At 48.1% G+C, this 25675-nt stretch carries 32 protein-coding genes and 2 tRNA genes; 22 read left to right on the plus strand and 12 right to left on the minus strand.

Features of this window, described 5'->3' with window-relative positions; all coding sequences use genetic code 11:
• Positions 1-2: 2 nt before the first annotated feature.
• Genes QFX39_RS07400 through QFX39_RS07415 form a run of 4 tightly spaced genes read left to right on the plus strand, consistent with a single transcriptional unit; the run spans position 3 to position 3784 of the window.
• Positions 3-749: an AAA family ATPase gene (locus QFX39_RS07400; protein WP_300478951.1), complete on the plus strand. Its 747-nt coding sequence runs from the start codon at positions 3-5 to the stop codon at positions 747-749.
• 10 nt (positions 750-759) lie between these two features.
• Positions 760-1914, plus strand: a complete 1155-nt coding sequence (gene cdhD / locus QFX39_RS07405) for a CO dehydrogenase/acetyl-CoA synthase subunit delta (protein WP_300478953.1) — start codon at positions 760-762, stop codon at positions 1912-1914.
• 12 nt (positions 1915-1926) lie between these two features.
• Complete coding sequence (gene acsC, locus QFX39_RS07410) at positions 1927-3303, plus strand: acetyl-CoA decarbonylase/synthase complex subunit gamma (protein WP_300478956.1); 1377 nt, start codon at positions 1927-1929, stop codon at positions 3301-3303.
• A 19-nt stretch (positions 3304-3322) separates the two neighbouring features.
• Positions 3323-3784, plus strand: coding sequence for a 4Fe-4S dicluster domain-containing protein (locus QFX39_RS07415; RefSeq protein ID WP_300479055.1), 462 nt, complete (start codon positions 3323-3325; stop codon positions 3782-3784).
• Positions 3785-3788: 4 nt separating this feature from the next.
• On the opposite strand, the gene QFX39_RS07420 is transcribed toward QFX39_RS07415, so the two are convergent.
• Genes QFX39_RS07420 through QFX39_RS07430 form a run of 3 tightly spaced genes read right to left on the minus strand, consistent with a single transcriptional unit; the run spans position 3789 to position 6455 of the window.
• Entirely contained in the window at positions 3789-5150 is a 1362-nt protein-coding gene (locus QFX39_RS07420) for a HEAT repeat domain-containing protein (RefSeq protein ID WP_300478959.1), read from the minus strand.
• Positions 5138-6295 carry an NAD(P)/FAD-dependent oxidoreductase gene (locus QFX39_RS07425; RefSeq protein WP_300478961.1) on the minus strand — a complete coding sequence of 386 codons (1158 nt, stop codon included), beginning with the start codon at positions 6293-6295 and terminating at the stop codon, positions 5138-5140. The genes QFX39_RS07420 and QFX39_RS07425 overlap by 13 nt, the downstream gene beginning before the upstream one ends.
• A complete protein-coding gene (locus QFX39_RS07430) occupies positions 6285-6455 on the minus strand; it encodes a 4Fe-4S binding protein (RefSeq protein ID WP_300478964.1) in 171 nt (56 codons plus the stop codon). The genes QFX39_RS07425 and QFX39_RS07430 overlap by 11 nt, the downstream gene beginning before the upstream one ends.
• 104 nt (positions 6456-6559) lie before the next feature.
• On the opposite strand from QFX39_RS07430, the gene QFX39_RS07435 reads away from it, so the two are divergent.
• From QFX39_RS07435 to QFX39_RS07455, 5 genes are all read left to right on the plus strand, one after another.
• Positions 6560-6642, plus strand: a tRNA-Leu gene (locus QFX39_RS07435).
• A 35-nt stretch (positions 6643-6677) separates the two neighbouring features.
• Positions 6678-6750, plus strand: a tRNA-Thr gene (locus QFX39_RS07440).
• 25 nt (positions 6751-6775) lie between these two features.
• Positions 6776-7573, plus strand: coding sequence for a metallophosphoesterase (locus tag QFX39_RS07445; protein WP_300478966.1), 798 nt, complete (start codon positions 6776-6778; stop codon positions 7571-7573).
• Positions 7574-7676: 103 nt separating this feature from the next.
• Entirely contained in the window at positions 7677-8291 is a 615-nt protein-coding gene (locus QFX39_RS07450) for a hypothetical protein (protein ID WP_300478968.1), read from the plus strand.
• Positions 8281-9192 (plus strand): PhoU domain-containing protein, encoded by a 912-nt coding sequence (locus tag QFX39_RS07455; RefSeq protein ID WP_300478971.1) that lies wholly within the window; start codon positions 8281-8283, stop codon positions 9190-9192. The genes QFX39_RS07450 and QFX39_RS07455 overlap by 11 nt, the downstream gene beginning before the upstream one ends.
• A gap of 1 nt (position 9193) precedes the next feature.
• Here QFX39_RS07455 and QFX39_RS07460 read toward each other — a convergent pair whose 3' ends face one another.
• Together QFX39_RS07460 and QFX39_RS07465 are read right to left on the minus strand one after the other, a co-directional pair.
• Positions 9194-9466: a 2TM domain-containing protein gene (locus QFX39_RS07460; RefSeq protein ID WP_300478973.1), complete on the minus strand. Its 273-nt coding sequence runs from the start codon at positions 9464-9466 to the stop codon at positions 9194-9196.
• A complete protein-coding gene (locus tag QFX39_RS07465; protein ID WP_300478975.1) occupies positions 9427-10305 on the minus strand; it encodes a citryl-CoA lyase in 879 nt (292 codons plus the stop codon). The genes QFX39_RS07460 and QFX39_RS07465 overlap by 40 nt, the downstream gene beginning before the upstream one ends.
• 178 nt (positions 10306-10483) lie before the next feature.
• Between QFX39_RS07465 and QFX39_RS07470 the strand changes: the two genes are divergently transcribed.
• From QFX39_RS07470 to QFX39_RS07510, 9 genes are all read left to right on the plus strand, one after another.
• Complete coding sequence (locus tag QFX39_RS07470; protein ID WP_300478977.1) at positions 10484-11299, plus strand: phosphate ABC transporter substrate-binding protein; 816 nt, start codon at positions 10484-10486, stop codon at positions 11297-11299.
• A gap of 93 nt (positions 11300-11392) precedes the next feature.
• Complete coding sequence (locus QFX39_RS07475; protein WP_300478979.1) at positions 11393-12220, plus strand: phosphate ABC transporter substrate-binding protein; 828 nt, start codon at positions 11393-11395, stop codon at positions 12218-12220.
• A gap of 10 nt (positions 12221-12230) precedes the next feature.
• Positions 12231-13106 (plus strand): phosphate ABC transporter permease subunit PstC, encoded by an 876-nt coding sequence (pstC, locus tag QFX39_RS07480; protein WP_300478980.1) that lies wholly within the window; start codon positions 12231-12233, stop codon positions 13104-13106.
• A gap of 10 nt (positions 13107-13116) precedes the next feature.
• The gene (gene pstA, locus QFX39_RS07485) at positions 13117-13968 is read left to right on the plus strand and encodes a phosphate ABC transporter permease PstA (protein WP_300478982.1); all 852 of its coding nucleotides are present in this window, start codon (positions 13117-13119) and stop codon (positions 13966-13968) included.
• A gap of 9 nt (positions 13969-13977) precedes the next feature.
• On the plus strand, positions 13978-14730 hold the full coding sequence (gene pstB / locus QFX39_RS07490) for a phosphate ABC transporter ATP-binding protein PstB (RefSeq protein WP_300478985.1): 753 nt from the start codon (positions 13978-13980) through the stop codon (positions 14728-14730).
• Positions 14731-14751: 21 nt separating this feature from the next.
• Positions 14752-15399 (plus strand): phosphate uptake regulator PhoU, encoded by a 648-nt coding sequence (locus QFX39_RS07495; protein ID WP_147671167.1) that lies wholly within the window; start codon positions 14752-14754, stop codon positions 15397-15399.
• 44 nt (positions 15400-15443) lie between these two features.
• Positions 15444-15860 carry a DUF2226 domain-containing protein gene (locus QFX39_RS07500; RefSeq protein ID WP_300478992.1) on the plus strand — a complete coding sequence of 139 codons (417 nt, stop codon included), beginning with the start codon at positions 15444-15446 and terminating at the stop codon, positions 15858-15860.
• Positions 15861-16520 carry a phosphate signaling complex protein PhoU gene (gene phoU / locus QFX39_RS07505; RefSeq protein ID WP_300478995.1) on the plus strand — a complete coding sequence of 220 codons (660 nt, stop codon included), beginning with the start codon at positions 15861-15863 and terminating at the stop codon, positions 16518-16520.
• 143 nt (positions 16521-16663) lie between these two features.
• Positions 16664-17347 (plus strand): 4Fe-4S dicluster domain-containing protein, encoded by a 684-nt coding sequence (locus QFX39_RS07510; RefSeq protein ID WP_300478998.1) that lies wholly within the window; start codon positions 16664-16666, stop codon positions 17345-17347.
• Here QFX39_RS07510 and QFX39_RS07515 read toward each other — a convergent pair whose 3' ends face one another.
• From QFX39_RS07515 to porC, 7 genes are read right to left on the minus strand one after another with little or no spacing between them, the layout of a single operon-like run.
• Entirely contained in the window at positions 17348-18193 is an 846-nt protein-coding gene (locus QFX39_RS07515) for a fumarate hydratase (protein WP_300479001.1), read from the minus strand.
• A gap of 24 nt (positions 18194-18217) precedes the next feature.
• Entirely contained in the window at positions 18218-18649 is a 432-nt protein-coding gene (locus QFX39_RS07520) for a 4Fe-4S dicluster domain-containing protein (protein ID WP_300479004.1), read from the minus strand.
• Positions 18650-18659: 10 nt separating this feature from the next.
• A complete protein-coding gene (locus QFX39_RS07525) occupies positions 18660-19154 on the minus strand; it encodes a 4Fe-4S dicluster domain-containing protein (RefSeq protein ID WP_300479007.1) in 495 nt (164 codons plus the stop codon).
• A 6-nt stretch (positions 19155-19160) separates the two neighbouring features.
• Positions 19161-20027: a pyruvate synthase subunit PorB gene (gene porB / locus QFX39_RS07530; RefSeq protein WP_300479010.1), complete on the minus strand. Its 867-nt coding sequence runs from the start codon at positions 20025-20027 to the stop codon at positions 19161-19163.
• Complete coding sequence (porA, locus tag QFX39_RS07535; protein WP_300479013.1) at positions 20024-21175, minus strand: pyruvate synthase subunit PorA; 1152 nt, start codon at positions 21173-21175, stop codon at positions 20024-20026. Before porA ends, porB begins: the two co-directional genes overlap by 4 nt.
• A gap of 12 nt (positions 21176-21187) precedes the next feature.
• The gene (porD, locus tag QFX39_RS07540) at positions 21188-21433 is read right to left on the minus strand and encodes a pyruvate synthase subunit PorD (RefSeq protein WP_300479016.1); all 246 of its coding nucleotides are present in this window, start codon (positions 21431-21433) and stop codon (positions 21188-21190) included.
• 5 nt (positions 21434-21438) lie between these two features.
• Entirely contained in the window at positions 21439-21972 is a 534-nt protein-coding gene (gene porC, locus QFX39_RS07545; protein WP_300479018.1) for a pyruvate synthase subunit PorC, read from the minus strand.
• Positions 21973-22058: 86 nt separating this feature from the next.
• Between porC and QFX39_RS07550 the strand changes: the two genes are divergently transcribed.
• Genes QFX39_RS07550 through QFX39_RS07565 form a run of 4 tightly spaced genes read left to right on the plus strand, consistent with a single transcriptional unit; the run spans position 22059 to position 25675 of the window.
• On the plus strand, positions 22059-23642 hold the full coding sequence (locus QFX39_RS07550) for a dihydropteroate synthase-like protein (protein WP_300479021.1): 1584 nt from the start codon (positions 22059-22061) through the stop codon (positions 23640-23642).
• 43 nt (positions 23643-23685) lie between these two features.
• Positions 23686-24630, plus strand: a complete 945-nt coding sequence (locus QFX39_RS07555; protein WP_300479024.1) for a TIGR00269 family protein — start codon at positions 23686-23688, stop codon at positions 24628-24630.
• Entirely contained in the window at positions 24605-24805 is a 201-nt protein-coding gene (locus QFX39_RS07560) for a MoaD/ThiS family protein (protein WP_237780459.1), read from the plus strand. Before QFX39_RS07555 ends, QFX39_RS07560 begins: the two co-directional genes overlap by 26 nt.
• 12 nt (positions 24806-24817) lie before the next feature.
• A complete protein-coding gene (locus QFX39_RS07565) occupies positions 24818-25675 on the plus strand; it encodes a DUF89 domain-containing protein (protein WP_300479029.1) in 858 nt (285 codons plus the stop codon).

The raw sequence follows: 25675 nt of genomic DNA on the forward strand, positions 1-25675 counted from the left end.
ATGTGATAATAGCAGTAAGCGGCAAGGGCGGAACAGGAAAGACCATGGTTTCAGCATCCCTTGTGAGGATACTCGCAGCTACAGGTGCGGATGTTCTTGCAATAGACGCTGACCCTGATTCAAACCTTCCAGAGGCCCTCGGAGTTTCAGTAAGTGGAACCGTTGGTGAGGTAAGGGAACAGCTTAAGAGGGACACAGCAGCGGGCAGAATCCCCCCATCAGCCAACAAGTGGGATATACTTGACTACCGGATAATGGAGTCAATAACCGAGACCGATGATTTTGACCTGCTCGTCATGGGCCGCCCCGAGGGCAGTGGGTGCTACTGCGCAGTTAACACCATGCTGAGGAGGATAATCGAGAATATAGCAGAGAACTACGACTACATAGTGATAGATACCGAGGCGGGCCTTGAACACCTCAGCAGGAGGACAACCCAGAACGTTGACGTGATGATGGTTGTAACCGACCCCTCAAAAAGGGGGATTCTAACAGCAAGAAGGATACTTGAACTATCACGGGAACTTGAGATAAAATTCAGGAAGGTATTCCTGGTTCTTAACAGGGTCCATGAAGGGGACCTTGAGAAACTTGAAATAGACGAAGACCTTGAGGTCATAGGCGTCATACCTGAGGATCCCCTTGTTTCCAGGTATGACATGGAGGGCAGGTCGCTATATGAGCTGCCTGAAGATTCAGCAGCATTCAGGGCCATAAAAAAGGTTGCCGATAAAATTTTAAGTCTATAGAGGTGTGCTTATGGATAAATTAACGGAACTTCTGAAATTACTTCAGAACACGAAATCCATCGAAATAAATGAGTTCCGGATGGATGTTGACGAACTTGAACTCTACATAATGCCTGCGGTTCAGCAAGCCATCCAGAAAACAGTGGAGGTTAGGGAGGCAGTTGAGGCACTCCCTGATGAGGAATTCGAACCACCGGTAAAGACATACCCCGGTGAGGTTGCCCAGGTGAAACTGGGTGAGGGTACAAGGAAACCTGTTTACCTTGGTGGTCAGAAGGCCCTCTACAGGTTTGAGGAACCCCAGCCAAACCCACCGGTGGTGACATTCGACGTCTTTGACATACCCATGCCGGGTCTACCAAGGCCTATCAGGGAGCACTTCAGCGACGTCATGGAGGACCCCGGGGACTGGGCAAGGAAGGCGGTAAAGGACTATGGTGCCAACATGGTCACAATACACCTCATCGGAACAGGACCCAAGGTAATGGACAAGTCACCGAGGGAGGCTGCAAATGACATCGAGGAAGTCCTCCAGGCCGTTGATGTCCCCCTGGTAATCGGGGGCTCAGGGGACCCTGAAAAGGATCCACTGGTACTTGAAAAGGCTGCTGAGGCTGCTGAAGGCGAAAGGTGTCTCCTGGCATCAGCAAACCTGGACCTTGACTACAGAAAGGTTGCAAGGGCAGCCCTTGACCACAACCACGCGGTCCTATCATGGGCCATAACAGACGTCAACATGCAAAAAACCCTCAACCGTTACCTCATGAAGGAAGGCCTTAGCAGAGAGGACATAGTGATGGACCCAACGACCTGTGCACTGGGATATGGTATAGAATTTTCAATAGACGTCATCACAAGGACAAGGCTCGCGGCACTCAAGGGCGATGCCGATCTGCAGATGCCAATGTCCTCTGGAACAACCAACGCGTGGGGTTCAAGGGAGGCCTGGATGAAGAAGGATGAATGGGGACCCACAGACTACAGGGGCCCTCTGTGGGAGATAGTAACCGGACTTACAATGATGCTCTCAGGTGTGGATATATTCATGATGCTCCATCCAACGTCTGTGAGGCTTCTGCGGGAGATAGGGGAAACCTTCACAAGGGAATACATGACTGCCGAAACACCTGATCTCCGGGAATGGATAACTGAACTGGAATATTGAGGAGGGGTTAAATTGCAGGTAACTGCCATGGATGTATACAGGTTACTACCAAAAACAAACTGTGGTAAATGTGATGAGTCATCATGCATGGCCTTCGCCACAAAACTCATAGAAAAGGAACTCACACTGGATGACTGCCCACAGCTCAGTGGGGATGAAAGACAGAAGCTCGAGGACCTCCTGGCCCCGGCTGTGAGAGAGATAACCTTTGGCCCAGAAAAAAACCAGGTGGTGGTGGGGGGTGATGAGGTCCTCTACAGGTTTGAACTCACATACTACAACCCCACAGCCCTCGTGGTTGATCTTCCAGATGACCTACCATCAGAGGAGATCATGAAGAGGGCCAGTGATATAATGAATCTGAAATTCGAGCGTACCGGTGAGGAACTGACCCTGGATGCCATAGCGCTCAGGAACAAATCAGGGAGCCCTGAAAAATTCGCAGAGGCAGCAGGAGCAATCAGTGAACTCAACTTCCCTGTTGTTCTATGCACCTTCGATCCAGAGGCAATGAGGGCTGCCCTCCAGGTCCTGGGGGATCAGAGGCCCCTCATGTACGCGGCTACAAAGGACAACCTCCAGGAGATGGCTGAACTTTCCATTTCATATGACTGCCCCATGGTGCTCTTCTCACCGGGGGACCTCGAGGAGATGAAGAGGCTCACAAGAAGACTGAGGGCAATGGGACTTACTGAAATTATCCTGGACCCCGGAACATTCACAGGTGAGGGAATAGGTGACACCATAGACAACTTTGTCATGATAAGGCGCCTTGCAGTTGAGGAAAGGGATGAGGACTTCCGCTTCCCCATCATGGGCATACCAGCACTCTCAAGGCTTTCGGGAGGGGATACAGTTGAGGATAACATAAAGGAGGCCACTGTTGCAGCCACACTCATGAACCGCTACGCCGACATTCTTATACTCGGAGGAACAGATATCTGGGAGCTTATGCCCATACTCACCCTCAGGCAGGGACTCTACACTGATCCAAGGAAGCCACAGACTGTTGATCCAGGAATATATGAGTTTGGAGACGTTGATGAGAACTCCCCTGTGATACTCACAACCAACTTCTCACTCACATACTACACAGTGGAGGGTGACCTCAAGTCTGGTGATGTGACTGCATATCTCCTTGTGCTTGACACAGAGGGAAGGGCTGTGGACGTCTCACTGGCAGGAGGACAGCTCACAGGAACCGCAGTGGCTGACCTTATAAAGGATAGTGGTATAGAGGATAGGGTGAAGGATAAGGTTCTCATCATTCCCGGACTTGCGGCACCTGCTAGTGGTGAAATAGAAGACGATACCGGATGGAAGGTGCTTGTGGGGCCAAGGGACTCCTCAGGACTACCTGAATACCTTGAGAAACTTGCATCGGAGTAGAGGGGGTGGTCCGGTGAAGATGCTGATGGTCATTGACCCTGCAAGGTGCAGTGGCTGCGATGACTGCATAAATGCATGCAAAAAGACCCATGGAGTTGCAAGGGTAAGGAAGGCCGACAGGATGCCTGTATTCTGTCTTCAGTGCCACCCTGAGAAGGCTCCATGTGCAAGGATATGCCCCGTTGGCGCCATAAGGGAGGTTGACGGGGCGCTTGTGGTTGATGAGGACGCATGCATACTCTGCAAGCTATGTATGGTTGCCTGCCCCGCAGGAATGGTGGTCCTTGACTCTGAAAAGAAATCAGCAGAAAAATGTACGCTCTGTATGGATGCCGACTGTCTCTTACCTGCATGTGTGGATGCATGTAAGGAGAATGTCCTTAAACTGGTATCTGTGGATGACCTTGCTGATCTCAGGGATCACATGGAGTTCAGCGAGGTCCTTGAGGAGGCAATGAAGATCTACAGGGGCAAAGTTTAGGGGACTAGATTTCCACGTGAAGGGTGTTTATCAACACCCTCATATATTTGTAGGACTCAGTAATGTTTTCAAGGCGGCCCCTGAAGTACATATAATATATGTAACCCTTCTTTTTGAAGATGAATGCCACTATCCTGTCTTTCTTTGTTTCACCGGTTACCATGTATCCATGTTCGCTGTCCACGGTAACGGAGCCCCTTGTGATGTTAAAAAGACCCCTCATGTTCAGAACGTCAATCAAGATATCTGAAAATTCTTCAGCAGTCACTCCAGAGGCTTCCTTTCTCTTAACGGATATTTTAAGCCCATGTTCCTTACATGAACCTGTAATGAGTTTTTCACCATCCTCAACCTCCAGGAGGTCCCAGAAAATGGGGTACTTGAAGCTTATCTCCCCATTATCGAATCTCTCAAGGTATGGTTCCACATCGATCAGGTCTATTGCTGCGCGGGCCTTTCTTCTAACAAAAAGATACGGATCATTGAGGGCCTCTATGAGTGATTCAAGGGCATCTGGATCCCCTATAAGCCCCAGGGCCTCCGCAACCTTTCCGCGAACATAGCGGTTTTCGTCCCTTTTTCTGCCTGAGACCATCCTTTTGAGGTAGGGAACAGCCCTTTTTGACCCTATCTCCCCAAGAGCTTCAACAAGGACGGCCCTTGTCTGCCATGAGGGATCAGAAAGTTTTTCAAGAAGGGGATCAACCGCAACTTCACCAAGATTCACAACCGCAAGGATAATCTGGCGCCGGACCTCCAGATCAGGGTCGTTGAGTTTATCAATAAGGAACTCAAGGCACCTCTCATCACCCAGATTCCTGATGACCCTTGCGGCGGCCTTTCTCACAACCCATGACCTGTCGTTAAGTGCAACTAATGCTTGCCTGAGTCCCTTCTTAGGGTCCAGTTCCGCAAGGGTGATGAGTGCATTTTTTCTTATATCCTCAAGGGGATCATTTAAATATCCTTCAACAGTATCAACTGACCTTTTATTCCGTAACTTAGAAAGAGATTTCAGTGCACTGATTCTGACATCAATATCGGGGTCCTCAAGGGAACTTATCAGCGGTTCAATCGCGCTTGGATCACCTATATTCCCCAGCGCCCTGGCTGCCGCGGCCCTAACACTCCCCAGTATGGGGTAGTCCTTCTGCCATTCCTCATATCTGAGGGTGTCAATCAGGGCGGGTACTGATCGCTTATCTGCCAGTTCTTCAAGGGCAAGGGCAGCATCCAGTCTTACGGTGTAATCATCACTTTCAAGAGCCTCCATGAGACTTTGAACATCCCCCTCTTTCAGAAGCTTTTCGATGTCTAGGAATATAAAACCCCCCCCATGCATGCTATCCCTGGTTAAAGCATACATTTGAGCATCTTTAAGATTCCGGGATAATCCCTCAGAATCTTAAGGAGTGATATTTTTGAGATGGAATTTAAATCTTTTCCCTCAAAGGATCTTATGACTGAATCGAGCTCATCATCACTTAAACCATCAAGTACCTTCCTAAATTTAAGTGATCTCTCAAGATTTTTACCTATCCGCTCACGCCATGTGCTCTCATACTTTGAGAGGAAGGCGGCATCGGTTCTCTGTGATTCAATAGCATCACTCGCTACATCTGCGGCTATAATCGCGCATTCCGCTGCAATGTGTATGCCGCCGCCTGTGAGGGGATCTACCTGACCGGCTGCGTCACCAACGACAATAAGGCCGTCTGTGTATGTCTTCCTGATGGGGCCGGCAACGGGTACAGCACCTGCGTTGAACTCCAGTTTGCTGCAGCCTGCCCTGGAGATGAACTGGTTAAGATAATGTAGCGGACCATTATCAAAGCATCTTCTTCTCCTTATACCCACACCAACATTTGCCCGCCCATCACCCTTTGGGAAGACCCAGAGGTAACCTGATGGAGAAAAGGCACTCCCGAAGTAGAATTCCATGGTTTCGTCGTCCACATCGAAACCGGCGACCTCATACTGGGCACAGGAGCACACTTCTCCTGGCCTGAAACGTGTATCAAGCCCCGCCACGCGGCCAATACCTGACTGAATGCCGTCTGCTGCAATTACAATATCTGATTCAACCTCATGGGTTCCATCGGGGCCCCTGAATTTAACACCGGAGACGGATCCATCTTGGAAAATCAAATCTTTTACCCGGGAACCTGCAAGCACATCCGCACCGGCTTCAGCAGCGCGCAAAGCGAGGTATTTATCAAAAACCTTTCTTTCAAGGATGTAACCCCTTATAATGGGGTTCCTGGTTGTTATGCTTGCACCATGTGGCCCATTGATAGAAGCAGCATTTATCCTTGTACATGTGAACTCAGGGAGGGGCTTTATGCCTGTTGATTTGAAGAAGCTGTCGCTCACTCCCCCGGCGCACTGTACAGGGGTCCCTATCTCAGGGTTTCCTTCGAGCATGAGGACTTGTAGACCATTTTTTGCTGCATAGTATGCTGCTATGGAACCTGCCACACGACCCCCGACAACAACAAGATCATACTTCATCCTGACACCCCATTGCGTCCACAGGACAGACCGCAGCACAGGCAAGACAATCCAGGCACCCATCCCCCATGAGGAGGATGTCCTCCAGTTCCAGGGCACCTGATGGACAGACATTCACACAGGCACCGCAGAGCATACACCTTGATGGATCGTGTTTCAATGAATCACCCAGTAAATTTATGGACACCCGGTTTAATAAATTAGTGATATGATAATGACCACCGTTAAATTAATATATGACTTTTTACTACTATCAATTACCATGCAGGGGTGCCCGAGCGGCCAAAGGGGGAGGACTTAAGATCCTCTGGCGCAGGCCTTCGAGGGTTCGAATCCCTTCCCCTGCACTAGAGTTTTAGCTGTTCTGAAATTAAAATTGTTTGCCTTAGTGGCTCAGGTGGTAGAGCGATGCCTTGGTAAGGCATAGGTCGGGGGTTCGAATCCCCCCTAAGGCTTTTTCATTGATTTTAAGGTGTTTTAATGGAGAAAAAAATTGCTCAGATTTCGGACATACATTTCGGTGAAAAGAATTTCTCCACCAAGCTCAGGGAGAATCTTCTGGAACAGCTTCAGGATGAAAATCCCGACCTCATAGTTGTTTCAGGTGACCTCACCACAGAGGGCTATGCACATGAGTATGAACTTGCGGCGGAATTTGCAGATGAGCTGCGGTCAATCACATCAACATATATAATTCCCGGCAACCACGATGCAAGGAACGTTGGGCTGGTGCACTTTGAGAAGATGATAGGTAAGAGGAAGTTTGTCCATCATGACTCAGAATTTGCTGTTATAGGTCTTGATTCATCTGAACCCGACATAAATGATGGTCAGATAGGGATGGATCAGCTTGAATGGCTTGCAGGGGAACTTGAGAGGGTTCCTGATCACCTATGCAAGATAGTTACTTTCCACCACCACCTGCTACCCATACCAAACACTGGTCGTGAGAGGAACATACTGCTGGATTCAGGCGATCTCCTCAGACTCCTCAATTCATATGGTGTTGACTTTGTACTCAATGGACACAAGCATGTGCCCAATGTCTGGATGATTGAAGGGATGGTTACACTGAATTCAGGTACAGCCACAACAAGGAAGCTGAGGGGTGAGACGTTCCCCTCCCATAACCAGTTGAGGATAGATGAGGATAGAATCTCTGTTGACCTTATAAACACCGAGAATGGTTCTAAAAGGGAAATGGCCAGTTATTCTGTTAAGGTTGAGGATGAAGAATACATGATATGTTCATATGTACATCCAGAAGGCCCCCTTTAACCTAGTTTCATTTTTATAAAAAGATTAATATACCATCACACATAATGTTCTCTAATGGGGAAAATAAATATGCATAATATGATCTTAATTTAAGGATCTGCAGGTGGCAGCGTTGACCAAGGCCTTTGATATACTTATGGCTGGGATAATCTCAGGAATAGTGGCATTCACAACCTCAAAGCTGGGAGTAGGCGGAACTGTCATGGGTGCTGTTCTTGGCTCAATGCTGTATCAGCTTCTCTCCCACTACCTCAGGGAACCCCTCAAGAATGTTAAGACAGAGAGGGTTGAGAGCAGAGTGGTATTTGCAATACCCCTCATTATAATAGTGGTAATTGAGGCCATATACCTCCTTGGAAATTTCCAGTGGAAACCCCAGCATATCTTCTATCTACTTGAAGAGGCAACCGCCTGGAATCTCTTCAGGTCAATAGGGGTTGGGCTCATGGTGATGGGGATCTATCCCCTCCTGCAACCTGAGACCATAAAGAAATCATATGGGCATGTCCTCTTACTCATGGGCTTCATTGTCCTCCTGAGGGGGCTTGTGGATATTCAGTCACCCGTGGTAATGTTCTACAGGTCGATTTTTTATGAGTTCGACATCCTGATAACCGTGCTGGTCATAGTTACACTCCTCTACATGACAGTATCCATACTCAGGGAATCTGTTGTCATTGTAATGGAAGATGAGGTGTCTTTGGAGAATGAAAAATAAAACAAAAAATGCAACACTCAAGTCAATCATAGATGTTATACTCTATGAGAACCCATCCACACAGGATGAGATTGCAGAAAGGCTTGGAATAACAAGGCGTTATGTTACCAAACTCCTCCAGCCCTTAATAAAGGAGGGTGTTGTGAGAAGGGCCTACATTGTGGATATAAAGAAATTTGAGGAATTCCCGGAGCTTTTTGGAGAGGAGGTTACATCCAGGGAATACGCAGGGAGCTTTTTCATCAAGGAGATACTCAGGGACATGGCACAGCATGTCTGCAAGCAGCTCAAAAAGTCATTCAGGTCCCTTGAGGAATACGACGAGGACCTTGCAAATGAGGCCCTGAAGATGGACTACATAACGAACACCATGCATGAGAAGGTGAGGTCCTCTGTTGATACGGCCATAGCAATGAACCCCTACTCAGAGTTCAGCAAGACAATGGCATTCACAGAGATTGCCTATGACCTTGAAAGGATAGGTGATCACTCTGCAATAATAGCCAACTTTGCAGTTAAGGAGTCCTACGAGGTTGACCCTGCGATGATGGAGTACCTCCGTGAGATGTTTTCAATTGCTGTTGAGATGGTGAATACAGCAATGGACGCATTCCTCAACGAGAAACTTGAACTCAAGGCAAAACTCATGTCCCTTGAGGACGATATTCACAGGGTCCAGAAGAATGCCCTTAACTGTGTGGCCACGCAGATGGCCGAAACACCATTTGAGGATAAGGAACGCTCAACCTATTACATATCCCTTTCAAGGGTTGTTAAGACCTTTGAGAGAATAGCAGATATTTCAATTGAGATATTCGATACCGCAGGGGAATATTACAGGAATATACCCAGAACAACAACACCTGAGCGTTTCAGGAGGCGTGAGAGGGAGGGTATGTGATTTATTTCTTTTTCTTCTCCATGTATTCCTTTATTTTCCTTTCCTCCCATTCCTTACCCAGAAGCCTGTCGCCAATAAAGACACCGAATGCGTGCCATATGACTCCTATTCCCCAGAAGGCTGTTATCCAGTAGAACCACCACATGCCCGGGCTTGAAAGAAGGTTTATGAGGAAAAGGGTGAAGTTAACTATTACAAAAACAGATAGGTGTATGTAAAATCCCTTAAGTTCCTCTACTCTCTTCCGGGCTCTTTCGTATTCATCGTCCTGCATAGTTCTGCCCCCTCAAGAGATCTGTAATCTGTGTCTAATATTCTTTTCTCCTCGCCGTCGTAGTGTATTTCTTCGATGTCGAAGAATTTTCTGAAGGCTGGTTCACGCACCTTTTCCTCGTATACATGGGATATGAGTCCTGGGAGCCGTCCTATCATGAAAACCCCGGCACCTGTGCGCCAGTCAAAACCCATATCTGAGAGTATTCCGGCGTTGGCACCGTCAACGTTCATCCTCACACCCTTACGCTCAAGGAGGATGTTCTGAACCTCAATCGCAAGCCTCGTGTGTGGGCCCACACAGTCGTACTCCTCTGCAAGGTCCAGGAGCCGCACAGCCCGGGGATCCGCATTATGATACCTGTGCCCGAAACCCGGGACCTTCCTGTTCCTCCGCAGATGATCATCCACCAGCCTCACAGCAGCCTCAGGAATCTCATCCTCAGAGTTACACTTGGAGACTGTCTCCTGGAAAAGCTTCATGGACCTCTCGATGGCCCCTGCATGATTCTTACCAAAGGCCAGAAGACCACCGGCAATACAGGCATGTACCGGAGAACCAGCAGAGGCAATCATACGGGCAGCCTGCGTACTGGGCGGAGTCACCCCATGATCACAGAAAGACACAAGGACAGCCTCCAGCATCCTCGCAACATTGCCCGGCGGAAGCTCACCCCGAATCAACAGGTAAACCATCTCAGAAAAAGAAACACCACCAATCAAATCCTCCTGAGAATAACCCCTGGTAACAATCCGATTAGGCTCAACCCTAGTAATGGAAGTCCTCCACTTCGGATTTTTTACCTTCAGCATGTCATTAATTATTCCTTCGGATATCATGTATTTCCCTATCTGGCTTTGAGTATTTAAATTTTAATGCATTTGGTGCACCTATATTCACTTAATGTGAATTAAATTTTTCTCCCGCTGAAATTTAGTTCACTAAATAGGTAATAAAGTACACTAAAATAGTAAATTTTAAATACTCCCGCAACAAGGTAAAGTTTGAGGTGATAAAATGGACACCAAACTGATCATAGGAATAGTCGTAGCAATCGTAATCATTGCTGGCGCAGTCCTGGCACTTGGAGGAGGCGGACAGCAGGAAAAGATCGACATTGTTGGTTCAACTTCTGTTCAGCCAGTTGCTGAAAAACTTGCAGCTGAATACATGAAGAAGCACCCAAACGTTAAGATAAACGTCCAGGGCGGAGGATCCAGTGTGGGAATCAAGAGCGCCCAGGATGGTACCGCAGACATCGGAACAAGTTCAAAGGAACTTAAACCCGATGAAAAGAAAGGCCTTACAGAATACATGATAGGTAAGGACGGTATTGCAATAATTGTAAACAGCAAGAACCCGGTCTCAGACCTCTCAAAGGACCAGGTTAAGGACATCTTCAGTGGAAAGATAACCAACTGGAAAGAGGTCGGAGGACCGGATGCAAAGATAACAGTGATAACACGTGAAGACGGTTCTGGAACCCGAAAGGCCTTCGAAGAAATCGTGATGGGTAAGGAAACCAAGATAAAGAAGGACGCCATAGTTGAAAGTTCAACAGAGGCTGTTAAGCAGGCTGTTAAGCAGGATGCAAACGCCATAGGTTTCATATCACTTGTAAACCTCGACGAAACAGTGAAGGCCCTCAAGATTGATGGTGTGGCCCCATCTGAACAGACAGTTTCAGATGGATCATACAAGATACAGAGGCCATTCCTCTTCCTTGTCAAGGGCAGCGCACAGGGAGCAGTCAAGGACTTCATTGACTGGGTCCTCAGCCCGGAAGGACAGGCAATAGTCAAATCAGAAAAGGTGGTCCCAGCAAAGGTCTAGTGGTTTTTAATTAAAACCACAATTTTTTCTTTCCGTCACCTTCAGTGAACTTTATTAACCAATAGGTGAAATCGATAACTGAAGGTGATGGAGATGGATGTAAAACCACGAAACATTCTCATACTAATCATTATCATCGCACTTGCATATTTCATGATCAAACCGGGTTCAGACTATGAGAGAATTGAAATTGCAGGCTCAACCTCTGTTCAGCCAGTTGCCGAGAAACTCGCCGAGGAATACATGAAGAACCACCCAAATGTCAGGATAAACGTCCAGGGCGGGGGTTCTGGAATGGGTATAAGGACAGTTCAGCAGGGTGTTGTTGATATAGGAACAAGTTCAAAGGCCCTCAAGCCCAATGAGAAGGATGGGCTTAAGGAATATGTTATAGGAAAGGATGGCATAGTTATAGCTGTCAACCACCAGAACCCTGTTGATGACCTCACAACAGAACAGCTGAGGGATATCTTCAGCGGGAAGATCCGTAACTGGAAGGAGGTTGGAGGTCCAGATGCAGAGATACATGTTATAGTACGTGAGGAGGGTTCAGGAACCAGAAGCTCATTCAAATCACTTGTAATGAAGGATGAAAAGATAAGGTCAGATGCAATTGTCCAGGGGTCCACAGAATCTGTGAAACAGGCAATAAAGAGTGACCCCTATGCGGTGGGTTTTGTCTCCATGGCCCATATGAGTTCAGATGTAAAGGCACTTGAGGTGAACGGAATAACCCCTTCTGAGACCACAATAGCTGATGGTTCCTATCCTCTTGTTGTTCCATTTGAATTCATAACCCGGGGGGAACCTTTGGGGGTTGTGAAGGACTTCATTGAATGGGTCTTTTCAGCGGAGGGACAGGCAATTGTCAGGAGCCAGAAGGTTGTCCCTGCAATAGCAAATGTCTCAGATGATACCTAGGAGGTAAAATATGATCAGCAAGACAAGGGAAAATCTCATTGAGAAGGGTCTTTTTATAACGGCGATCTTCTCAATAATCGCAATACTTCTCATAATAACCTTCATATTCCGTGAGGGAATCCCGATACTCCAGGACTATGGTGTGATAAATTTCATATTCGGAATGGACTGGGCACCGTCTGATGGTAAGTACGGCGTCTTCACGATGATAGTTGGATCCCTTTGCATCACTCTCCTCTCACTTGCAATAGCGGTTCCCCTATCAATCCTATGCGCCATATTCATGGCAGAGGTTGCTCCGGAAATCATGCGTAAAATCCTGAAACCTGTGATAGAGACCCTTGCAGCAATACCTTCCGTTGTATATGGATTCTTTGGTCTCATAGTGCTTGTACCCTATGTGAGGACCAACATAGGGGGCACAGGTTTTGGAATGCTCACAGCAGCACTCATACTCACGGTCATGATCATGCCCACAATCATAAGTGTATCAGAGGACGCCATAAGGTCAGTGCCCCTGGAGTACAAGGAGGCATCCCTTGCACTGGGGGCAACCCACTGGCAGACCATACGCAAGGTCATCTTTCCTGCAGCGATTCCAGGCATAATAACATCAATCATACTGGGCATGGGCCGTGCCATTGGTGAGACCCTGGCAGTTATAATGGTTGCAGGAAACGTTACACAGATACCATCATCCATCCTGGACCCTGTAAGGGCCCTTACATCCAACATAGCACTGGAAATGGGATATGCAACAGGACTCCACTACAGCGCCCTTTTCGGAACAGCCATCATACTCTTTGCGCTGATAATGGTCCTTCTGGTTGTTGCAAACTACTTCCACTACAAGAAAAAAATTGTGATAGGTGGAGGATACCTCTAGGAGGCTCAAAATGTCTTTCAGGATAATCTCACCAAAAACCAGTCAGAAGATCATGACGGGAGTGCTGTGGGCATCAGGCCTCGTAACAATACTCATCCTGATTGTTATAATAGGCTACATAATGCTCAAGGGTCTTCCAGCACTGACTCTAGAATTCCTGCTATCTGAACCCATTGACTCGGGAAGGGCAGGTGGAATAGCCCCGATGATCGTATCGAGCATATACGTCACCCTCATAGCGGGAATAATCGCGACTCCACTTGGTGTCGGGGCGGCTGTTTACATGGCTGAATACTCCACAGAGGAAAGGATAGTGAAGCTCATAAAGTTCGGTGCAGAGACACTGGCCTCCATACCATCAATAGTGTTCGGTCTCTTTGGCCTGGCATTCTTCGTTGTATTCCTGGGTCTCGGATGGTCAATTCTTTCAGGGGGCCTTGTACTGGCACTCATGGCCCTTCCAACAATCTTCCAGGTTTCACAGGTATCCATTGAGACCGTGCCACAGTCATACAGGGAGGGGAGCCTGGCCCTCGGGGCCACAAAATGGGAGACCATCTACCGTGTTGTTATACCAGCGGCACTGCCAGGTATAACCACAGGAGTTATACTTGGAATGGCAAGGGCAATCTCAGAGGCGGCGGCGGTCATGTTTGTTGTTGGATCGGCGCTTGCAATGCCCATCTCCATATTTGACCCTGGAAGACCCCTACCACTCCACCTGTATATAATAGCCACAGAGGGGCTTTCACTCAAAAATGCATATGGAACCGCAGCGGTCCTCGTAATAATCGTGCTCCTCATCACGGTTCTCACGAACACTCTTGTTGATAGATACAGAAGGAAGATGATGGGAAGATAGGTGATCATTATGTACAGAATTGAAGTTGAAGACCTCAACGTTTACTTTGACGAGGCACACATCCTCAAGGATGTGAACCTGAAGATTCCAAAAAACACCGTCACGGCCCTGATAGGGCCCTCAGGGTGCGGTAAGTCAACATTCATCAGGACACTCAACAGGATGAACGACGTCATCCCGGGATTCAGACACGAGGGACATGTATACCTTGATGGCATGGACATCTATGACCCCCAGATGGACGTTGTGGAGCTCAGAAAGAAGGTTGGCATGGTCTTTCAGAAGCCCAACCCCTTCCCAAAGTCAATATTTGAGAACGTGGCCTATGGACTCAGGGTTCATGGCTACGATGACAGGGACTTCATAGAGGAAAGGGTGGAGGAGAGCCTCAAGGCAGCGGCACTCTGGGACGAGGTCAAGGATAAGCTTGATAAGTCCGCCCTTGGCCTCTCAGGCGGTCAGCAGCAGAGACTCTGCATCGCAAGGACCATAGCAATAGAGCCAGAGGTTATACTGATGGACGAACCATGCTCAGCCCTTGACCCCATATCCACCACCAAGATAGAGGACCTCATTCACAAGCTGAAGAGGGATTACACCATAATCATAGTCACCCATAACATGCAGCAGGCAACCAGGGTCTCAAAGTACACGGCGTTCTTCCTGCACGGTGAAATAGTTGAGAGCGGGCTTACTGAGGAGATATTCATAGAACCCCGGGATAAGAGGACCGAGGACTACATTACAGGCAGGTTTGGATGAAAAGCTTGAGTGGTGAAGTAATTGATTGGTGTTATCCTTGAAAACAAACTTTCAAAGGTGCTGAATGAGGCTGTTGAATATGGTAATGTGACGTCTGAGAGGGTCAGGAACGCTGTATCCAGCTATATTAAGAAGGATGTTGAAACCGCTGAAAGGATAATAGAGGAAACATCAGGTGTTAATGAGGAGAGCTACAGGATAGAGGATGACTGTCTAAAAATCATCGGACTCCACCAGCCTGTCGCAAAGGACCTCAGACTCGCATCAGCAATACTGAGAACATCAATTGAACTTGAAAGGATAAACATACTCTCAGCCTACATTGCAAGGTACGCCATTGACAGCACCGACACCGTCATACCACCCCACATCGAGTTCATGTCACAGACCATCCAGGACATGATAAATGACGCCCTCGGAGCCCTCATGAACAGGGACATACAGCTACTCAAGAGGTCCACCAAGAATTATCTCCAGCTGCAGGAATTCTATAACCAGCTCCATGATTCCCAGGGGGAGTTCATGGAGTCAGGAAATCTGGTTCTGGTTGCAAGGAACCTCCTCAGTATGGGGCACCATGTCATGGGGATGGACGACAGGATAGCATACCTCATAGTGGGTAAGAGGGTTATACATCACAAGGTATTCTACAGCGTGCTCATGAAATAGTTTGGGGGGATTTAATGTGGCTGCCATTTGATAACCCTAAAAAAATGGATTACAGGGCCCTCAGGAGTTCATCACTCCCTGAGTTTTCCTATATCAGGATTTTAAGCGGTGAAAGTGAGGCCATAGTCTTCATAATGAAGGGGATGATAGTTGGGGCCTGGCACCTCAACCTCAGCACACTTGAGGAGTCGCACAGCCACAAGGCAATGGAGAAGATAGAAATAAATGATGATTCAATCATTGAGGTTTATGAGGCTGATGAGGACCTCTTCAGCACACTCATTGAACTCAACGATGAATCAAAACTTTCAATACCCCTTGAGGCAGATATAATAATCAATGAGATGTTCATGGATGTTTCCTCAAGGGATGAGCTCCTTGAAAGGTACAGGATAAGGGTTCCAAGTGATGAGTCAATTGAAAGACTTATCAGTGACTATAAATCCAAGGAGGACTTTTAGATGGAGAAGAAATATCCGCGGATACTCTTCCGCAAAAAGCTTAAGGACCTCAGAAAGGACATGGAGGAAGTTTCCCAGAAAACCCTCAAGACACACAAGACTGCAATTGACCTCCTGATGGAATACGATGATGAGAAAAAGGAGAAGGTCATAAGGAACAGTAAAATAATTGATGAAATGGTTTTTAACCTTGAAAGAAAATCAATAAGTTTAATAGCGGCTGAACAGCCAGTTGCACGTGATCTGAGATTCATAGAGGCATGCATCAAGGTTGGGAGCCACCTCAAGAGGATAGGTTACCTCTCAGCAAATATAGCAGAGGCCGCTGAGAAACTGAAGGATGAGGAGATACCCCGGAAACCCATGGAGGACCTCAAACATATGTCTGACTTTGTGCAGATGATGCTATCCAAGGGTATCTACGCATTCCTGGACCAGAACATGGACATGGCACGCGAGCTCAGGCACGATGATGATAAGGTGGATGACCTCTTTGACCAGACACTGGAGCATGTAACAGCGAGCATGTTCGAGGATAAGGAGTCGATATCCTACCTTGTTAACCTTCTGTTCATAGCGAGGTTCCTTGAGAGGGTTGGTGACAGGGCTGTTAGCATCGCGGATAGAACAATTTTCATGATAACCTGTGAAAAGCCATGATCACATCCAGATGGCTACTTCCATCCCTAATCTTCTTTTTATTTTTAGCACTGGCACTTTTTCTATTTTCATGGACAGCCAACCCATTCTATCTTTTCAATTTTCTCTACATCGGCTCTCTGGTGTCTGCCGGAATTTATCTTATGGGTGCAGAGTTTCAGCACGGCAGGGCACTGGTCCAGCTGGGTGTTGGAATCTACATGTTGTTCTACCTTGGAATTTTAAGAGCCGAAAACATGCAGATCGAGGGCTTCTGGTACTACATCTTCCTTGGAGTGTTCCAGGGTGCTGTGATACACTATGCGATTGCAAAGATTTCCGGGCCAGTCCTCTTTGGAAGGGGATGGTGTGGATATGCGTGCTGGACCTCAATGATACTTGATCTACTGCCATACCGGAGGTCTAGTAGCACAAGAAGACGCTTTCTGGCCTACGTGAAATATATGCTGTTTTTGATAGCCCCTGTAACCGTTTTTCTGATTTTAACTAGAGCGGATAATCCTGATACTGTGATGCTCTGGGCATTCATTGCAGGAAATGTAGCCTATTACGTTACCGGAATTGCCCTTGCAGTTGCCCTTGGTGACAACAGGGCCTTCTGTAAGTACATATGCCCGGTAAGCATTTTTCTTAAGGTATCATCCTACATTTCAGTTCTGAGGGTTAGGTTTGATGAAAATAAATGCAAAAATTGCATGAAATGCCTTGCAGAATGCCCAATGGGTGTTGATATGAGATCAAATAGCAGAAGGAGAACCAATGGAACAGACTGCATACTCTGCATGAGGTGCATCTCGATCTGCCAGGAAAAAGCCCTCCATCTGTAATCAATCATCCCTGATGGTGGCTGTGGCTCTCCTTGCGGCCCAGCACTGTATGCAGACACCCACTGGCAGGCCGGCGGTGTGTGTATGGGCGGTCCTTATCTTAACATCCAGTGCCGTTGTTTTACCACCCATACCCATGGGGCCGCTGCCGGCTTCATTTATTGATTGAAGTATGTTCTCTTCCAGGGATGCGAGCTCCTTTACAGGGTTTCTCTCCCCCACCCTCCCAAGGAGGGCCTTCTTTGCAAGTTTCATTGCAAGGTCTGATGAGCCGCCGATTCCCACACCCACAATCACAGGTGGGCAGGGTTTTCCACCGGCTCTGAGGACGGTCTCAACAACAAAGTCCCTGACACCTTCAGCACCATCACCTGGAAGTCCCATTAGGAGCGCATTGTTGTTCTCTGATCCGAAACCCTTGGGGAATACCGTTATTTCAAGTCCATCAAGGTCCTCTGCAATTTCAACATCCACCTGTGGAATCAGATTCCCGGTGTTTGTCCCGGTATTCTCCCTTGTGAGGGGGTCAACAACGTTTGGTCTGAGGGGGACCTCCTTTGTGGCCCTCTCAACCCCTGCAGCTATACCCCCGTAGATGTTTTCAACCTCAACGTTCCCCATCCTCACGAACACTATGGGGAGCCCTGTATCCTGACATACAGGAACCTCCATCTTCCTTGCAAGTTCAATGTTATCAAGGATGGCCTTGAGGTTCAGGAGGGCGATCTCGTCCTCCTCGTTGAGATAGGCCTTTTTCAGTGCAAGGGTGACGTCATCGGGGATTCTGATAACTGCCTCCCTGAACAGACGGCACACTGTCTCCTCAACCATCTCCTGCCTGATCATGGAATCACCCAAAAAATAGTTTGGTCAGTATCTCATGAGATTTTTGAGGCGTTTGAGTTCCCCTGTTATCTTATCCCTCTTGGCCGCCATCATATCCTCTGAACTCTCACCGAGGGCCTTCTTGGGGCATACCATGACGCAGAGGGGCTTCTCCCGATCAACACAGAGGTCACATTTCACTGCAACACCCCTCTCATTGATGGTTATGGCACCAATTGGGCAAGCGTCCCGGCAGAGACCGCATCCAATGCATCTGTCCTCAAGGATGACAACTGCACCATCCACCTCAACTATGGCATCCTCCGGGCAGATGTTGAGGCAGGGGGCCCTTTCAGGTGCGCAGTGCATGCAGAATATGGGGACACCATCAATGACCCGTATGGCGTTCCGTGGGCATATCCTCTCACACTTCATGCACTCATCGCACAGTTCCGGATTTGAAACCAGTTCTCTCATGAAATTTCACCTATTCAAGCTTCTGCCGGGCCTTCCTCTTCGCTGTCAGTATGCTGAGGATATCAGTCCCTTTATGGCCCTTCCCTATACCTGACATTCTGGATACGAACTCCTTCTGCCTTTCAAGTTTCAGTTTCTCGGTGTCAACGACGCTCAGAGCCCTCCTTGAACATGCCTTAACACATGCAGGAGTGTCAAGGTCGGGGCACTGGCTGCATTTCTGGGCCTTCCTATCCTCCATGACAACGGCTCCGAAGGGGCATACAAGCATACAGAGTCCGCAGCCGATGCACCTCTCAGGGTTAACCTCGTCCTGGATGGCATCTGTTGGGCACACTGTCCTGCAGGGGGCGTCCTCGCACTGCTGACATATGATGGGGTAGTAGAGGCCTTCAAGTTCCCTTATCATTATCCTTGAGGCACCGTAGAGTTTCTTGCAGGCCTCCTCACAGTCCCTGCAACCGTCACAGAGTTCCGGTTGAATGATGATCTTCTGCAATTCCATCCCCCATTATATTCTGAGCTCCCGGCACACGCTGTCAACGTATTCCTGGATCTTTGCCTTCTGTTCCTCTGTGAGGTGTCTGAACCTTTTCTGGGCGTTCAGGTACTCTTCAACGGGTTTCCTCTGTACTGGCCTGTAGGTTACGCGGAAGTCACCATCCTCTATCTCGTAGAGTATCCATGAACCGGTTTCAACGGCAAGCCTTCCAAGTTCTATTGTCTTTGAGGGATCGAAGCCCCAACCTGTTGTGCATGGCTGATGCAGGTGTATGTAGGCTGGACCCTCTGTGTCCCTTGCCTTCCTCACCTTCTCCATGAAGTCCTCTGGGTATGATATGGATGCCGTTGCAACGTAGGGGACACCATGCGCCGCCATTATCAGGGGCATGTTTTTCTTGGGTCTGTCCTCACCGAAACTCTTCTTTCCATGTGGTGATGTGGTGGTGGATGCACCGTAGGGTGTTGAGGCACTCCTCTGTATACCGGTGTTCATGTAGGCCTCGTTGTCATAGCAGATGTATATTATATTGTGACCCCTCTCCATTGCACCGGACAGGGCCTGCATTCCAATATCTGCTGTCCCACCATCACCAGCGAATGCCACAACGTTAACGTCATCCCTGCCCCTGGCCCTGAGGGCCCTCTCAACACCTGATGCAACCGCGGCAGCGTTTTCAAATGCAACATGGATCCATGGTATCTCCCAGGATGTTTCAGGGTAGGGGGTTGTGATAACCTCGAGGCATCCTGTTGATGAGACCGCAACGGTGTTCTTACCGAGAACCTTGAGGGCAAGTCTGACCCCCACTGTCGCACCGCATCCGGCACATCCGCGGTGTCCAGGGGCCAGGAATTCTTCTTCAGGTATTTTCATTGTGATTCCTCCTTAAGTCCGATCCAGGTGACACTCCTTTCAGGGTTTTCTGTCCTTTTAACAATTTCCATGATGTGTTCAGGTGTTATGTCCCTTCCACCGAGGCCCACAATGAACCCGTAGACCTCTCTTTCAGGTAGGAGGGCCTTTAACTCGGTGTGGAGAGCACCACCAACACTGAAGGTTATGTTTTTATCCAGAACAGCAATCTTACTGGCATTACTGACCGCCTTTTTGATCTCCTCGGCAGGGAATGGCCTGTGAACCCTGACCTTCAGGAGCCCCACAGGTCTGCCTTCACTCCTCATATCATCAATAACCTCTCTTAGGGTGCTGCAGACTGAGCCCATGGCCACTAGGATTATTTCGGCATCCTCGCAGCGGTACTCCTCAACGAATCCGTATTCTCGCCCGAACATTTCACTGAATTCCTGAAAGGCCTTTGCAATAACCTTCCTTGACCTTTCCATTGCCCTTTCCACCTCATAGCGGGCCTCCATGTAATAGTTTGGATCGGTGAATGTACCGAGTGACATTGGCTCGTCAGGGTCAAGTACTACCTGTGGCTGGAATTCTGGAAGGAACGTGTCAACCTCATCCTGTGATGGTATGTCCACGGGTTCCACGGTGTGTGTCAGTATGAAACCATCCAGACAGACCATGCTTGGAAGGAGAACGTCCCTATCCTCCGATACCCGATATGATAGCAGAACTGAGTCAAGGGCTTCCTGTCCACTTTCCACGTATATCTGCATCCATCCAGAGTCCCTTTCAGCTATTGAATCCTGGTGGTCGTTCCATATACTGAGTGGGGCTGATAGGGCACGGTTGGCATTTGCCATGACAATGGGGTTCCTGAGTCCAGCTGCGGCATAGACTATCTCATGCATGAGTGCAAGGCCCTGGGATGATGTTGCTGTGAAAACCCTCACACCCGCACCTGATGCACCCACACATGCGCTCATGGCGCTGTGCTCTGATTCAACCCTTATGTATTCGGCATCGAGTTCACCATCAGCCACAAATTTTGCAAGGTACTCTGATATTGAGGTCTGGGGTGTTATCGGGTAAACAGGGATGACCTTTGGTTTCGCAAGTTTTGCTGCTTCTGCAACGGCCTGATTTGCGGATATAACCTTAAGAACCATTTAGAGTCTCTCCTATTTTTCTCTCTCCATCTTGATTGCCTTAACAGGGCATTCCTCTGCGCATATCCCGCATCCCTTACAGTAATCATAGTCAATCTCATGCTCCTTATCTATGCAGCCTTCGGGACAGAAGAGGATGCAGTTATCACAGTCTATACATTTATCCTTATCAAGAATGGGTTTGAATGTTCTCCAGCTTCCCGTCTTGTTTTTACGGGTGCTTCCTGGTTCTCTGACGGTTGCTCCAAGTGATTCCATTATATTCACCCTGACTGTTTCATTTTTTCATAGGCTATCCTTGCAGCCTCTGCGTTTTTATCCCCAATCTTCCCGGGGAATGTTTCTTTGATAATCTTTATGAGCGAATCTATGCTTACAAGACCGGTTACACCTGCAAATGCCCCGAGCATTACGGTGTTAACGATTGGTCTTCCAAGGTTCTCGAGGGCTATGCCTGTGGCGTCAATTGTGTGGACCTCGGCTTTCTCTGAGGTGAAGGTGCCTGCGGTATTGAGTACAACCACACCATCCTCCTTCAAGCCTGAAAATACGTCAACCACATCAACAAGTCCCTCATCGAGAACAACAACATAATCGGGATTGTAAACCTGATATCTTCTCCTGATGGGTTTATCATCAATTCTTGTGAAAGCCATAACTGGAGCGCCTCTACGCTCAACACCGAAGAATGGAAAGGCCTGTGAGTATTTACCGTCTTCAAAGGCAGCTTTAGCTAGGATCTCTGCCGCTGTAACAGCGCCCTGGCCACCGCGTCCATGAAAGCGAATTTCGATCATAGTCTACCTCCATTTCTCATTGTTAATCATTATAAATTTTTAATATATATACATGTTGGTCAATTAAAATTAATAGGGGTAATGAAATGAGAGTCCTTATAATCACAGGAAAACTTGCATCAGGGACTGTGAAGGAGGCAGTGTCAGCTTCAAGCCATGAAATTCATGTTCACGTGGTTAACACTCCCATAGCGGCCTTTTTAACACCACGCAAGATAATATCTGAAATCCATAAGATTAACTTTTCGGATGAAACACCGGACATGATAATCGTACCGGGCCTCATACCCAAGGACGTGAAGGTGGTGTGGGATGAAACAGGCATACCCGCATATAAGGGACCAACAGATGCCGCGGACCTCCCCATAGTTCTTGATATGCTTGATGAACTTGAACTCTCAACCAGGAAACCGGCCGACAGGCTCATTGAGGAGGAGCAGAGGAGAAGGGCCCTCCAGTTCATAGAGGGCTTTGAGAATGATGCTGGAAAGAGAAAGGAGCTGCTGGAGAGGGATGAAAACCTACTCATAGGTAACCTTCCAGTGGGGAGGGACTTCCCCATGAGGGTTCTTGCAGAGGTTGCCAATGCCCCCCTCCTCCTGAAGGAAGGGAAACTCAGGGAAAGGATTGAATACTTCATAAGAAGTGGCGCGGACATGATTGACCTTGGAATGCTGGCCGGCGAGGACAACTCAGATTTGCTTCCTGAAATAATCGAGACGGCACGCTCAGCTGCCCCCAACATACCCCTCAGCGTGGATAGTCTCAACCCCCCTGAAATAGAGGCTGCAGTGGATTGCGGCGTCGACATGATCCTGAGCCTGGACCTTGGAAACTACAGGGAAGTTCTAGGGTCACTCAGAAAAAACAGTGTACCTGCAGTGATACTACCAACAGACTACAGCGAAGGATGGGTCCCTGAAACGGTTGAGGAGAGGGTTGAGGCCCTGGAGAAACTCAAAGGAAAATGCAGGGGTATAGATGTAATAGCCGACCCTGTGCTTGATCCGGTAAACAGCAGAAGCATAGTGGAATCTGTAATGGCATGCAGAATGTACACAGAGAGAAACCCCGACCCTGTATTCTTTGGTGTTGGGAACGTGACCGAACTCCTTGACGCTGACTCCACAGGGGTGAATGCACTTCTCGCTGGTTTTGGAATGGAACTTGGTGTGAGCATACTATTCACACCAGAGGAGAGCGGAAAAGCACTTGGAAGCGTTCATGAACTCTCAGTGGCATCAAAGATGATGTTCCTGGCCAAAAACAGGGGTTCTGTACCCAAGGACCTTGGAATAAACCTTGTACTATTCAAGGATAAGAGAAAACCCAGCACGATAGTTGAGGAAATCAGCGTACCCACCATTGAGGCAGAGGGGGGCATGAAGTTCGTCAGAGACAGGTGCGGCAGCTTCAAGATCATGGTTGAGGATGATAGGATAAAGGCGGTACTCTATGATAAAACAGAGCCTGTAATTGCCTTCACATCAGATAGCGCCAAAAGGTTATATGAGGAGATTATAAATAGAAAACTTGTAAGCAGACTTGAACATGCAGCCTACCTTGGATCAGAATTACAGAAGGCAGAAATAGCCCTGAGGACAGGCAAGGGTTATGTTCAGGATTTTGAACTCTTTGAAAGGTCAATATTTGAAAATGGTCAGCGTTAATTAAATGGGTTATCACTTGTTTTTACACATAGGGAGAGTTTAGATGCAGTGCACCAGATGTGGATCAGAAAGGGTCATAATAAACAGGAAATACTCTGGACAGATGCTCTGCAGCGAATGCTTCATAGAAACCACCAGAAAGAAGGTGATGAGGGATATAAGAAAATACAGGCTTATAGAAAGGGGTGACAGGGTCCTTGTGGGGCTTTCAGGTGGAAAGGACAGCGTCATGGTCACCGACATCCTCGATGAACTCAGAAACAGAAACATAATAGGACTTGAGGCTGTAACCATCGATGAGGGCATATCAGGTTACAGGGAGGATGGGGTAAGGATTGCCAGGAGGTTCTGTGCCGAGAGGGATATACCCCACAGGGTTGTCACGCTGGAGGATTATGCAGGCATAACACTGGATGAGATCATGAGAAACCCATCAAGGGGGGCATGCACATACTGCGGAGTTTTCAGACGCTGGATACTGAACAGGGAGGCCAGAAAGAGTGGGGCAACAAAGATAGCAACCGGCCACAACCTGGACGATGAGTGCCAGGCCATAGTCATGAATTACCTGGAGGGGAACCTTGAAAACCTCACAAGGATAGGTCCCATGACATCCACGGCCGGCGGAAGGTTCATACCAAAGATCAAACCCCTCAGGGAGATACCTGAAAGGGAGGTTGGACTCTACGTTCTCGCAAGGGGCCTTGATGTCCACCTTGCAGGCTGCCCCTATGCATCTGGCTCATTCAGAAGGGAAATAGGTGACTTCCTCAAGCAAATATCCGTGAAACGCCCCACCATAATGTACTCCACACTCAGGGGCTTTGATAAAATAAAGGAGACCCTTATAAGGGATATGGATGGCAGCAGGAAATCGGGGACGTGTTTACGCTGCGGTGAGCCATCATCGGGCAGGTTATGTAAGGCATGCACATTCATAAACGAATTAGGGGTGAATGAAGATGAAGTTCACAGTGATCACAGATGATGGAAAAAGAGTAATGGAATCTGAAGAAAAAAAGAAGATTAAGGACATCCTCCAGGAACTCCAGATCCCACTGGAGACCGCCGTTGTTAAAAGGAACAGTGAGATAGTGATAGAGGAAGAGGAAATATCTGATGGGGATATTATTGAGATAATACGGGTAATCTACGGGGGTTAGGTGGGTCAGTGGATGAAGGTATACTATGAATGCGCTCCATGTTTCCTGAGGCAGGCAAGGGAGGCCCTTGACCTTGCAACAGACGACGAGGACCTCAAACTCCAGGTGATGGTTAAGGTAGTTGAACTCCTCAATGAAAGATTCAGGAAGGGGCAGGTGTCAAATGAACTCGGAACAGCAATGCACAGGCTCATAAAGGAGATGACAGGCTCAGAGGATCCCTACATCATGGAGAAGAGGCGGTGCAACGAGATCGCATCCAGGTTCCTGCCCCTTGCTGAGGAGTACCTCCAGAAACACGGCGACCTGGAAAGTCATGTTAAGGTTGCAATAACAGGCAACATAATAGATTTTGGTGCCCTGGGACTTGACTTCAACCATGATCAGGGTATTGAGGAGTCACTGAAGGCCCCCCTCAGGATAAACCATGTGCCCTTACTTGAGAAAAAACTTAAGAATGCCTCAGAGGTCCTTTATCTACTGGATAATACCGGTGAGATACTCTTTGACAGGCCCCTCATTGAAAAGATTGGAGAGTACGGGGTTGATGTGAAGGTTGCAGTGAAGGGCAAGCCCATCCTCAACGACGCATGCATGGAGGATGCAATTGAGGCTGGCCTCCATGAGGTGGCTGAGATCGTAACAACAGGCACCGACTCCGTTGGAATGGTTCAAAGTGATGTATCAGAGGATTTCATGAGGATCTTTAAGGAGGCAGAGGTTGTTATAGCCAAGGGGATGGGTAACTATGAGGGCCTTACAGAGATAGATGCTCAGGGAGACATTTTCTGCCTCCTAAATGCAAAGTGTCATGCAATTGCACGGGATCTGGGTGTTGAAAAGGGCGATAACGTGGCTGTGAAACTCTGA

The organism is Methanothermobacter sp. (genome assembly GCF_030055425.1).
In the GTDB taxonomy this organism is placed as follows: Archaea; Methanobacteriota; Methanobacteria; order Methanobacteriales; family Methanothermobacteraceae; genus Methanothermobacter.